Below are 11,832 nucleotides of genomic sequence, written 5' to 3'. Positions count from 1 at the left end.
GTTTGTGTGAAGTGATTCACATCCGCCGTGTCGATGGAGGCGCATTATAGGGAGTTTCCTGTGGCCCGCAACCCTTAAATGACAGAAAAATGACTGACTGCTGCATTCCACAGCAAAACCCCGCCTTATACCCATTTACGCACAGAGTTATCCACAATCGTAAGCAAATTATCTGTCAGCGTCCCTGAAAAGGGAGAGAATCGGTATGAAAACCTCTATATAGAAAGAAATTCACTCTACGCTATATAAAGAAGAAAAGCTGACAACTTAAGCTCCATAATCCCTACCACCTTTGAATTACGCCCCCCATCAGGCGATAATACCCGCACAAACCGTGATTCCAGGACCGTGATGAGACACTCACTGCAACGTACTGCTATACGCAAACGCCCGATGAAGCTTGGCACCACCGTGATCCTCATGGTTAGTGCAGTTCTCTTCTCCGTGCTGCTTGTCGTTCATCTGATTTATTTCTCGCAAATTAGCAACATGACGCGCGATGCGTTAGCGAGTAAAGCGATTGCCGTCGCGCGAACGCTAGCCAACTCTCCGGAGATCCGCCAGGGACTAATGAAAAAGCCCGAGGAAAGCGGTATTCAGGCGATTGCCCAAGCGGTGAATAAGAGCAACGATTTTTTGTTCATCGTCGTCACCGATATGCACAGCATTCGTTACTCCCATCCCGAAGCACAGCGAATCGGCCAGCCATTTAAAGGCGATGACATTTTGCTGGCCCTGCAAGGTAAAGAGAATGTCGCCATTAATCGCGGGTTTCTGGCTAAAGCCCTGCGGGTATTCACCCCTATATACGACGAACATCACCAGCAAATTGGCGTGGTGGCGATCGGTCTTGAGCTAAGCAGAGTTGCTGAACAGATCAATAACAGCCGCGGCAGCATCATCTGGTCAATCTTATTTGGCGTGCTGGTTGGGCTGCTCGGTACATGGATATTCGTTAAGGTCCTCAAGCGCATTCTGTTTGGTCTGGAACCTTATGAAATCTCCAATCTGTTCGAACAACGCCAGGCGATGCTGCACTCTATAAAGGAAGGAGTCATTGCCGTTGACGAGTGCGGTGAAGTGACGTTGATTAACCAAGCTGCGCAGGAGCTGCTGGATTATCACAAATCACAAGATGATGCCCAGCTCTCCACGCTCAGCCATGCGTGGTCACAAGTGGTCGATTTTTCACAGGTACTACATGACGGAACGCCGCGCCGCGATGAAGAGATCATGGTGAAGGATCGGCTACTCTTAATTAACACGGTCCCGGTACTCAGCAACGGTAAAATCATCGGCGCCATTTCAACCTTCAGAGATAAGACTGAAGTCCGAAAGTTAATGCAACGCCTGGACGGTATGGTCAACTATGCCGATGCACTTCGTGAACGATCCCACGAATTCATGAATAAATTGCACGTGATTCTGGGATTATTGCATCTGAAAAGTTATAAGCAGCTTGAAAATTACATCCTAAAGACCGCGAACAATTATCAGGAAGAAATTGGCTCACTGTTAGGAAAAATAAAATCTCCGGTGATCGCAGGATTTTTACTCAGTAAGATTAATCGCACATCTGATTTAGGCCATAGCCTGGTCATCAGCAATGAAAGCCAGCTACCGGAAAATAACAACGAAGATCAGGTGGCGGTGCTGATTACCGTTCTGGGGAATCTGATTGAAAACGCCCTGGAGGCGCTAGGTCAAGAACCTGGTGGTGAGATCAGCATATCCTTGCATTATCGACACGGCTGGTTGCATTGCGAAGTGAATGACGATGGTCCGGGGATCGCCCCCGAAAACATTGAGCACATCTTTGAGAAGGGCGTTTCGTCAAAAGGAACCGAACGGGGCGTAGGTTTAGCGCTTGTTAAACAACAGGTTGAAAACGTTGGCGGCAATATATCCGTCGAGTCTGAACCTGGGATCTTCACCCAATTTTTTGTACAGTTACCGTGGAATAGTGAGAGGGCCAGCAGATGATCAATGTCTTAATTGTCGATGACGATGCAATGGTAGCGGAATTAAACCGTCGTTATGTCGCGCAACTCTCCGGTTTTCACTGTTGCGGCACAGCCTCCACGCTGGAGAAAGCAAAAGAGATAATCTTTCATAGCGGTCATCATATCGATCTGATTTTGCTAGATATTTATATGCAAAAAGAAAACGGCCTGGACCTGCTACCGGTTCTGCACAGTGAAGGTTGCAAGTGCGATGTCATCGTCATCTCTTCTGCAGCCGATGCCACCACCATTAAAGATTCACTTCACTACGGCGTCGTTGACTACTTGATCAAACCTTTCCAGGCGTCCCGGTTTGAAGAGGCGCTCACCGGCTGGCTACAGAAAAAAACTGAGATGGAAAAGCATCAGTACTATGAACAGTCTGAGCTTGACCAGTTGATTCACGGCAGCTCCTCCAATGAACAAGAAACGCGGCGCTTACCCAAAGGATTAACGCCACAAACGTTGCGCACGTTGTGCCAGTGGATTGATGAGCACCAGGATCAGGAGTTCTCCACGGATGAGCTGGCTAACGAGGTCAATATCTCGCGCGTCTCTTGCCGTAAATACCTTATCTGGCTCGTCAATTGTCACATCTTATTTACCAGCATCCATTATGGCGTGACCGGCAGACCTGTTTATCGTTATCGCGTGCAGGCTGAACACTACTCATTGCTTAAACAATATTGCCAATAAATACACTTGGGATTATTTGTTATTTGAAAGTAACAATTATTAAAATAATGAAAAATCCCTATTTCACCAGCTGACACTGCAAAATTATAAATTTGCGTTAGATCAAATATATTTGTATCCGGCATGTTAAATGTATTATTTTAATATTGACAAATATCACACTGTTTTTAATTTCAAAATCGCTAACAAAAGTTAATTAAGTATTATCTAACTCGCAGAGTGTGTATTTTTACCCATAAAGGATTAGTCTGAAATTAACCAGACATACAAAATCTAGACTGGTAGCAATGGAGACCATGCTACGTACCATGGACACCGTACATTTTTGTGAGCAAATAAAAGTATCCGCACGCCGACTTCATCACATCATGAAATGGCGTGACCGTGATCACATAAATAACCCACTCACTCATTCTGTCGGTGGTTCATGTAATAGCGGAAAACGCAAAATAGATAAATTACAGCGTCAACCGCGGCTCTCCATGTTCAGCTCTGCTTCCCATCGCCTGAGGATTCTCTCCTCTGATCAAAGCCACAGAAAAAACCAAATATCGCCATAACTTTAAAAAAAAATTCTAGCAAGACATTTGAACATTAATCGCAAATACGGACATATCGAATACTGACCATTTTTTGATGCTTATTCTGGCAAAAAAGAATGTGGCACAGATCCATTTTTCAAAAAATTGACTGGGTTTTTCGCGAGGGTAAATAAAATGTTATTTAGTATACAACTTCTCATAATATTAATATGTTTGTTTTATGGTGCCAGAAAGGGCGGTATCGCGCTGGGTTTATTAGGCGGTATCGGCCTGGTCATTCTGGTTTTCGTTTTCCATCTCCAGCCGGGTAAACCACCTGTAGATGTCATGCTGGTTATTATTGCCGTGGTGGCCGCATCGGCAACCTTACAAGCCTCCGGCGGTCTTGACGTTATGCTGCAAATCGCTGAAAAGCTGCTGCGCCGTAACCCAAAATATGTTTCCATCGTCGCACCTTTCGTTACCTGCACCCTGACGATTCTCTGCGGTACAGGGCACGTGGTATACACCATCCTGCCAATCATTTATGACGTTGCCATTAAGAACAATATTCGCCCGGAACGTCCGATGGCGGCGAGTTCCATCGGTGCGCAGATGGGTATTATCGCCAGCCCGGTTTCTGTAGCCGTTGTGTCACTGGTGGCAATGCTGGGTAACGTAACGTTTGAAGGCAAGCATCTCGAATTCCTCGACCTGCTCAGCATCACCATCCCGTCTACCCTGTTGGGTATCCTGGCGATCGGTATCTTCAGTTGGTTCCGTGGTAAAGATCTGGATAAAGATGAAGAGTTCCAGAAGTTCATTTCTGTACCTGAAAACCACAACTATGTGTATGGCGATACCGCCACGCTGTTAGACAAAAAGCTGCCGAAAAGCAACTGGCTGGCCATGTGGATCTTTCTTGCCGCTATCGCCGTTGTTGCCGTACTCGGCGCGTTCTCTGAGCTGCGCCCTACCTTTAGCGGCAAACCACTGTCAATGGTACTGGTTATCCAGATGTTCATGCTGCTGACGGGTGCGCTGATTATTATCCTGACGAAGACCAATCCCGCTTCAATATCTAAAAACGAAGTCTTCCGTTCCGGTATGATCGCGATTGTGGCGGTGTACGGTATTGCCTGGATGGCCGAAACAATGTTCGGCGCGCACATGACAGAAATCGAAGGTGTGCTGGGCAATATGGTGAAAGAGTATCCGTGGGCCTATGCAATTGTTCTGCTGCTGGTATCCAAATTTGTAAACTCCCAGGCAGCGGCGCTGGCAGCGATTGTTCCGGTCGCACTGGCAATCGGGGTTGATCCAGCGTACATCGTGGCTTCCGCTCCGGCATGTTACGGTTACTACATTCTGCCGACCTACCCGAGCGACCTGGCGGCTATTCAGTTTGACCGCTCTGGCACCACCCACATCGGCCGCTTCGTTATCAACCACAGCTTCATTCTGCCTGGTTTGATCGGCGTAAGCGTATCCTGTGTCTTTGGTTGGATCTTCGCCGCAATGTACGGTTTCCTGTAATCACAGTTCGCGTGCCGTCCGCGTTGGTACGGCACGCCACCATTAAGACACAGAGAATTTTAAAATTCCTGAGAAAAATGAAAAGGCTGGAAGCAAATGTCAAAAGTTGAATTCACTTACCAGGCGGCTTTCCCACTGGGGGAAGACAAAACTGAGTACTACCTGCTGACATCCGATCACGTCAGCGTCGGCGAGTTTGAAGGCGAAACAATCCTGAAAGTAGCTCCTGAAGCACTTACGCTACTGGCCCAACAAGCCTTCCACGATGCCTCCTTCATGCTCCGCCCAGAACACCAACAGCAAGTCGCCTCAATTCTCCATGATCCCGAAGCCAGCGAAAACGATAAGTACGTGGCGCTGCAGTTCCTGAGAAACTCCGAAATCGCCGCCAAAGGCGTGTTGCCAACCTGCCAGGACACCGGTACGGCAATTATCATGGGTAAAAAAGGTCAGCGCGTTTGGACCGGCGGCGGCGATGAAGCGGCCCTCTCCAAAGGCGTATTTAATACCTATATTGAAGATAACCTGCGCTACTCGCAAAACGCGGCGCTGGATATGTACAAAGAAGTGAATACCGGCACCAACCTGCCCGCACAAATCGATCTGTACAGCGTGGACGGTGACGAATACAAATTCCTGTGCGTGGCCAAAGGCGGCGGCTCAGCCAACAAAACCTATCTGTATCAGGAAACCAAAGCGCTGCTGACTCCCGGCAAACTGAAAAACTTCCTGGTTGAGAAAATGCGCACGCTGGGTACTGCAGCTTGCCCGCCGTATCACATCGCATTCGTCATTGGCGGGACGTCAGCGGAAAGTACCCTTAAAACGGTGAAATTGGCCAGCACACACTACTATGACGCGCTGCCGACTGAAGGTAATGCTCACGGCCAGGCGTTCCGCGATCTGCAACTAGAACAGGAACTGCTGATCGAGGCACAGAAACTCGGCCTTGGCGCTCAGTTTGGCGGGAAATACTTCGCACATGATATCCGCGTGATCCGCCTGCCTCGCCACGGCGCATCCTGCCCGGTTGGTATGGGCGTTTCTTGCTCCGCAGACCGTAATATTAAAGCCAAGATTAACCGCGAAGGGATCTGGATTGAAAAACTGGAACATAACCCAGGTCAGTACATTCCGGAATCTCTGCGCCAGGCGGGTGAAGGTGAAGTGGTTAAAGTTGACCTTAACCGCCCGATGAAAGAGATCCTCGCCCAGCTCTCTCAGTACCCGGTTTCTACTCGTCTGTCACTGAGCGGTACTATCATTGTCGGTCGTGACATTGCCCACGCGAAGTTAAAAGAGCGTATTGAGTCCGGCGAAGGTTTACCGCAGTACGTGAAAGATCATCCGATCTACTACGCGGGGCCGGCCAAAACGCCTGCAGGCTATCCGTCCGGTTCTTTAGGCCCAACCACCGCGGGTCGTATGGACTCCTACGTTGACCTGTTGCAGTCTCACGGCGGCAGCATGATCATGTTGGCGAAAGGTAACCGCAGTCAGCAAGTGACTGACGCCTGCCACAAACACGGCGGCTTCTACTTAGGCAGCATCGGTGGTCCGGCAGCGGTACTGGCGCAGCAGAGCATTAAGCATCTGGAATGCGTGGAATACCCGGAGCTGGGAATGGAAGCTATCTGGAAAATCGAAGTAGAAGATTTCCCTGCTTTCATCCTGGTCGATGACAAAGGCAACGATTTCTTCCAGCAAATCGTCAGCAAACAATGCGCTAACTGCGCGAAGTAACCCATTCGGCCCGGCACTGGACTGGCACTAAATTTTTGGCGTCAGTCCAGCGATCCCCCCGGGCCAACTTTATCCCCCCATTTACTGGTATTGAATTTTTGCCGTTCACAGGGAATAGTGACCTTTTCCATTACGTGTGAATTCGCAATGCTCCGCACTCTGAACCCCACAATCTTGCACACTGGCGCAGTATTCCTGGCGCTGATCCTTATCTACACCGGTATCTCTGCCTCGGAGAAAATCACCTGGCTGATGGAAGTCACGCCGGTCATTATTGTCGTACCGCTGTTGCTGGCTACCATGAAGCAGTACCCATTGACGCCGCTGCTTTATACGTTGATTTTCTTGCACGCCATCATTCTGATGGTAGGCGGGATGTATACCTACGCCAAAGTTCCCGTCGGTTTTCAGGTTCAGGAATGGCTGGATCTCAGTCGTAACCCCTATGACAAGTTGGGTCACTTCTTCCAGGGGCTGGTACCAGCCCTGACGGCAAGAGAGATTTTAGTGCGCGGCAATATTGTCCGTGGTCGTAAGATGCTGGCATTTTTAGTCTGCTGCGTAGCCCTGGCGATTAGCGCAATGTATGAACTGATCGAGTGGTGGGCAGCGCTGGCAATGGGACAAGGTGCGGAAGACTTCCTTGGCACGCAGGGTGATCCGTGGGATACCCAGTCGGACATGTTCTGCGCCCTGCTCGGTGCGTTAACAACGATCCTCGCGTTGGCGGGCTGGCACAATCGGCAGTTGAAAACGGCCGGAGAGCGCTAACGCTTCTCCGGCAATCTGCGCTACCTACTGCGATACTTGATAACCAGAATCGGCAAGGCGAACAACAGTGTCAGAAAGTTCGCCATGCTGACAGCGGTATCTTCAATCAATAACCCATAAGCCAGCCACAACACCAACCCGCACACAAACATCACATACATTAAACCGGAGATACCCTGGGTGTTGCGGGTGGTAATAACCTTAATCGCCTGCGGCAAAAAAGAGAGCGTCGTCAGCGTTGCCGCCAGATAGCCAATCCAGGAATGCCACTCCATAGCTAGGCCTTCACATCGCTGGCCACTACCACCGGAATCTCCGGAGTATTCGACTGTTTGACGGGCGACGGCACTTTTCGGTACTTATCCAGCAGGTGGATCTGAATCTTACGCAGCATATCGCCATTCAACCGGTAGTAACGGAAATAGAGCACCAGTGTCACAACGAAAAAAAGCGTGGGCAGCGCGATCATGATGAACTGCATGCCGAGGATGGTCTCAGCAGATTGCGTCGCATTCGGAACATAACCAATCAATCCCAGCACCACCGCAATAAAGAAAGCGGAAAACGCCGAGCCACCTTTGACCACCATTGTCTGCACGGCATAGGCAATACTCTCGCAGCGGACGTTAAACTTGTATTCACCGTAATCTACGGTGTCCGCCACCATAATCACCTGCAGTACCCAGAACAGCGCCGTACCAATGTTCAGAAGGATCCCTGCGGTAACAATCAGGAAAGTATTGTGGAATGCCCCCAGAGCCATAATCAGCAATACGCCTGCGCTGAGAACTGGCATAACCGAAGCGCCAGCCCACAGTACCCGGCGAGAAAGCGCCTTTGACAGACGGGGAAAGAGAATCAATGTCAGCAAGTTAGCTGCTCCGGCATAGGAGAGGTAGTATGGGAAAAGGTCAGCATCACCCACCACGTAGGTGAAGTAGTAAATCGCAAAACCTGTAATGATATTGGACGCTACGTTGTAAGCCAGCGCCATCCCCAGCAAGCAGGAAAGCTGATCGTTTTTGTAGATAAGCGCAAGGATTGATTTCAGCGTCAGCCGGGTGCTGTCTGCGGTAGCTTCGCTGTCAGAGGAATACACTTCATGCACATTGCGCAAGGTTACGAGGGTAGAAACAATAAAAAATGCGATCAGCACCAGCGTAAACATCTGAAAACCAAAACCACGATCGGCTCCGCCAACATAGTTTACAAAGGGTAGCGTCACGCCCGCGGTGACAAACCCTGCAAGGCTGGCGAAAAAACGAGGGAACGGCACCAGTTGTTCACGTTCGCGTTTATCCAGCGTAATCGTGGGGACCAGCGACCAGAATGGAATATCCATAATGGTGTAGGTCATCCCCCACAAAATATACGTCACGCAAACAAATACGACCTGCGCAGTACCCTCAAACAGATGTGCGCTAAAAAGCAAAAACAGCACCAACGAGTTCGCCAGCGTACCGAGTAAGATCCAGGGTTTAAATTTTCCCCAACGCGACCGGGTGGCATTCACTATCCACCCCATCACCGGATCGTTAAACGCGTTCCATATTTTTGCCACCAGGAACAAGGTTCCGACGACGCCCACCGATAATCCCACCACGTCGGTGTAGTAATACATCAGGTACATGTACACAATACCGATGGCGAAATCCTTACCGAACGCTCCAAATCCGTAACTGAGTTTTGTTGTCAGAGAGATGCTCATAGGGTATCGGGTCGCTGTTACCAGCGCCCGCCTTCTGTAAGAGGAAACGTCAGAGGTTAAACGCCGGATGCTCTGCCCGGCGTGATTGTGTATTAACGGTGCAGCCAGGCCGGCAGCCAGTCGCCGTGAGACGCGATCAGGTCGTCCACCAGCGCATAAATCTCTTCAATCCCCAGTACCGCGGCGGTATGCGGATCCATCATCGCCGCGTGATAAACACGATCGCGGTTCTCCGTCAGGATGGCTTCCGTTAGCAGAGTCTGAACATTGATATTGGTTTGCATCATCGCCGCCAAATGTGACGGGAGAGCACCGACTTTCGTTGGCTGAATACCATTCGCATCAACCAGACAAGCGACTTCAACACAGCAACCTTGCGGCAGGTTATCGATCAGATTGTCATTGCGAACGTTGCCATAGACGACGCTTGGTTCACCGGTCCAGATAGCGTTCATGATAGTGCTGGCATATTCGCGCGACGGTTTAATGTCGATCCGCTCAGCCGTTTCGTACTCTTCCAGCTCTTTTTTCCAGTTCGCCAACTGTTCCACACAACGTTTCGGATATTCATCCAATGGCACCTTATAGCGCTCAATCAGATCTTCACGCCCCGGTTTGATAAACCACGGCGTATATTCGGCGAAGTGCTCCGACGATTCGGTGACGAAGTACCCCAGTTTTTTGAACATTTCATAGCGCACAATGTTCTGGCAACGGGTATTTCCGTGAATATTCGGTTTCGGCGCCTGACCGGATTCATAGGCCGCCAGCAGCTCCGGGTAGAGATTCACATAGGCGCCGTCCGCCGTTTTGCGCTCCAGCTCCAGATAAAATGCCATATGGTTGATCCCGGCACTGCGATAGCGCAAAGAGGCAGGGTCAATGTTCAGATCGCGGGCCAACTCCTCCGCCGTCCCCTGCACCGAATGACACAGCCCAACCTGCTTAATATGCGGATAGCGCGCATACATTGCCCAGGTGTTCATCGCCATCGGGTTAACGTAGTTAAGCATTGTGGCCTGCGGACAGACTTCGGTCATATCCTCACAAATCTGCCATAAATGCGGAATGGTGCGCAGCGCGCGCATAATGCCGCCCGGCCCCAGCGTGTCGGCAATCGTCTGCTCCAGACCATGGCGTTTACACACCGTAAAATCGGTGACGGTACAGGGTTCATAGCCGCCGATCTGGAAAGCGACCACCACAAAATCAGCATCCTGTAATGCTGCTTTTTGATCGGTATAGCAGGTGATTCGTCCAGACGCGCCCGCAGAATCCATCAACTTGCGCACAACAACGTGTGACTCTTCCAGACGCGTAGGATCGAGATCCATCAAGGCGATATGCGCAGATTTAAGCGCATCGCGGTGAAAGACGTCCCCAAGAATATTTTTGACGAAAATCGTGGAACCGGCGCCGATAAAGGTAATTTTGGGTGCAGACATCATGACTCTCCAGAACATTAGTGAACACAGTCATGGTGGCACAGCGTATAGCTGAAAACTTCCGACTTCTCTGCTGAGCATTCCCATAAACTCAGATCATCACTCTGCACCCTATTGGATCTGAGTTTATGGGACAAAATTACCCAAAAAGCAGAGTATGTGGCCGCAAAATGTCGCTATGCTCAATGGTAACGGTCCAATTTGTGTCCTGATTCTCAGCCTTAATACGTGTTAAATGACATGATTCTGATAATTCAGGAAATGGAGCAACCATGAGCACATTACCGACATCGCCTCTTCCTCCCGATCCGCACATGTGCAGTAGCGATGAAGAACAAACCCGCAGCCCACTATCGCTGTACTCAGAATATCAACGGATGGATATCGAGTTGCGCTCACCGCATGCTATGCCAGCCAGCCACTGGCATGGGCAGGTGGAGATCAATGTGCCGTTTGATGGTGACGTCGAGTATCTGATCAACAACGAAGTCGTACAGATAAAACAGGGACACATCACGCTATTCTGGGCCTGCACACCGCATCAACTCACGCGTCCGGGCAGTTGCCAAAGTATGGCTATCTTCAATTTACCGATGCACCTTTTCCTCTCCTGGCCGCTGGATCGCGAGTTGATCAACCATGTTACCCATGGAATGGTCATCAAATCGCTGGCGTCGCAGCAGTTGAGCACCTTTGAAGTTCAGCGCTGGCAACAGGAACTGAACAACCCGAACGAACAAATTCGCCAGCTCGCCATTGATGAAATTGGTCTGATGCTCAAGCGGTTTAGCCTTTCCGGCTGGCAGCCTATACTCGTCAATAAAACCTCGCGGACCCACAAAAACAGCGTGTCGCGGCACGCCCAGTTTTACGTCAGCCAAATGCTGAGCTTTATTGCCGATAACTACGATCAGGCGCTCACCATCAACGACGTCGCGGAACACGTGAAGCTCAACGCCAACTACGCGATGGGGATTTTCCAACGCGTGATGCAACTCACCCTGAAGCAGTACATCACGGCAATGCGGATCAATCACGTCCGCGCATTGCTAAGCGATACCGATAAAACCATTCTCGACGTTGCGTTGACCGCCGGATTCCGTTCCAGCAGCCGTTTTTATGACACCTTCAGCAAGTTTGTCGGCATGTCGCCGCAGCAGTACCGCAAACTAAGCCAGCAGCATCGGCAAACAATGGCTGGTTGATATCATTCGGCCATATCAGTATCAGCCAAAAAAATAATCCCCCTGTCGATAAACGGTGGTGAAAAACCGCCAATAAGCAAACGTAACCATATGTTTAAAAACAAATTAAACATAAATCAGACTATTTTTCACCCGCTTTACAGCCCGTTTTGACAGGATAATACTTGCCTGCGTCACATTCATACGGTGTGTCTGCAATTCATA

General features: G+C 49.9%; 9 protein-coding genes. 6 read left to right on the top strand and 3 right to left on the bottom strand.

Features of this window, described 5'->3' with window-relative positions; translation table 11 throughout:
* Positions 1–351 precede the first annotated feature (351 nt).
* The 5 genes from OGX66_RS01365 to OGX66_RS01345 all read left to right on the top strand — a co-directional run bounded on the left by OGX66_RS01365 (position 352) and on the right by OGX66_RS01345 (position 7,270).
* The gene (locus OGX66_RS01365) at positions 352–1,983 is read left to right on the top strand and encodes a sensor histidine kinase (protein WP_193863377.1); all 1,632 of its coding nucleotides are present in this window, start codon (positions 352–354) and stop codon (positions 1,981–1,983) included.
* Positions 1,980–2,699 carry a two-component system response regulator DcuR gene (dcuR, locus tag OGX66_RS01360; RefSeq protein ID WP_003031875.1) on the top strand — a complete coding sequence of 240 codons (720 nt, stop codon included), beginning with the start codon at positions 1,980–1,982 and terminating at the stop codon, positions 2,697–2,699. The genes OGX66_RS01365 and dcuR overlap by 4 nt, the downstream gene beginning before the upstream one ends.
* 716 nt (positions 2,700–3,415) lie before the next feature.
* Positions 3,416–4,756, top strand: a complete 1,341-nt coding sequence (gene dcuB, locus OGX66_RS01355; protein WP_003031873.1) for an anaerobic C4-dicarboxylate transporter DcuB — start codon at positions 3,416–3,418, stop codon at positions 4,754–4,756.
* A 96-nt stretch (positions 4,757–4,852) separates the two neighbouring features.
* Positions 4,853–6,499: a class I fumarate hydratase FumA gene (gene fumA, locus OGX66_RS01350; RefSeq protein WP_003031871.1), complete on the top strand. Its 1,647-nt coding sequence runs from the start codon at positions 4,853–4,855 to the stop codon at positions 6,497–6,499.
* 147 nt (positions 6,500–6,646) lie between these two features.
* On the top strand, positions 6,647–7,270 hold the full coding sequence (locus OGX66_RS01345; protein WP_003031870.1) for a DUF2238 domain-containing protein: 624 nt from the start codon (positions 6,647–6,649) through the stop codon (positions 7,268–7,270).
* Positions 7,271–7,290: 20 nt separating this feature from the next.
* Here the strand turns inward: OGX66_RS01345 and OGX66_RS01340 are convergent, their stop codons facing one another.
* The 3 genes from OGX66_RS01340 to melA all read right to left on the bottom strand — a co-directional run bounded on the left by OGX66_RS01340 (position 7,291) and on the right by melA (position 10,426).
* Positions 7,291–7,545 carry a SemiSWEET transporter gene (locus OGX66_RS01340; RefSeq protein ID WP_003031867.1) on the bottom strand — a complete coding sequence of 85 codons (255 nt, stop codon included), beginning with the start codon at positions 7,543–7,545 and terminating at the stop codon, positions 7,291–7,293.
* A 2-nt stretch (positions 7,546–7,547) separates the two neighbouring features.
* A complete protein-coding gene (gene melB, locus OGX66_RS01335; RefSeq protein WP_032948355.1) occupies positions 7,548–8,978 on the bottom strand; it encodes a melibiose:sodium transporter MelB in 1,431 nt (476 codons plus the stop codon).
* 92 nt (positions 8,979–9,070) lie between these two features.
* Positions 9,071–10,426 carry an alpha-galactosidase gene (gene melA / locus OGX66_RS01330; protein WP_270936194.1) on the bottom strand — a complete coding sequence of 452 codons (1,356 nt, stop codon included), beginning with the start codon at positions 10,424–10,426 and terminating at the stop codon, positions 9,071–9,073.
* A 269-nt stretch (positions 10,427–10,695) separates the two neighbouring features.
* On the opposite strand from melA, the gene melR reads away from it, so the two are divergent.
* Positions 10,696–11,628, top strand: coding sequence for a transcriptional regulator MelR (gene melR, locus OGX66_RS01325; RefSeq protein WP_003841146.1), 933 nt, complete (start codon positions 10,696–10,698; stop codon positions 11,626–11,628).
* Positions 11,629–11,832: the final 204 nt, after the last annotated feature.

Source organism: Citrobacter sp. Cf072, from assembly GCF_030334485.1.
In the GTDB taxonomy this organism is placed as follows: Bacteria; Pseudomonadota; Gammaproteobacteria; order Enterobacterales; family Enterobacteriaceae; genus Citrobacter; species Citrobacter freundii.
This window is presented reverse-complemented; position numbering and strand designations above follow the sequence as displayed.

What these genes read in the sequence shown, in the direction of transcription:
- OGX66_RS01365 (WP_193863377.1), top strand. Translation starts at nt 352, where the DNA reads ATGAGACACTCACTGCAACGTACTGCTATACGCAAACGCCCGATGAAG.
- dcuR (WP_003031875.1), top strand. Translation starts at nt 1,980, where the DNA reads ATGATCAATGTCTTAATTGTCGATGACGATGCAATGGTAGCGGAATTA.
- dcuB (WP_003031873.1), top strand. Translation starts at nt 3,416, where the DNA reads ATGTTATTTAGTATACAACTTCTCATAATATTAATATGTTTGTTTTAT.
- fumA (WP_003031871.1), top strand. Translation starts at nt 4,853, where the DNA reads ATGTCAAAAGTTGAATTCACTTACCAGGCGGCTTTCCCACTGGGGGAA.
- OGX66_RS01345 (WP_003031870.1), top strand. Translation starts at nt 6,647, where the DNA reads ATGCTCCGCACTCTGAACCCCACAATCTTGCACACTGGCGCAGTATTC.
- OGX66_RS01340 (WP_003031867.1), bottom strand. Translation starts at nt 7,545, where the DNA reads ATGGAGTGGCATTCCTGGATTGGCTATCTGGCGGCAACGCTGACGACG.
- melB (WP_032948355.1), bottom strand. Translation starts at nt 8,978, where the DNA reads ATGAGCATCTCTCTGACAACAAAACTCAGTTACGGATTTGGAGCGTTC.
- melA (WP_270936194.1), bottom strand. Translation starts at nt 10,426, where the DNA reads ATGATGTCTGCACCCAAAATTACCTTTATCGGCGCCGGTTCCACGATT.
- melR (WP_003841146.1), top strand. Translation starts at nt 10,696, where the DNA reads ATGAGCACATTACCGACATCGCCTCTTCCTCCCGATCCGCACATGTGC.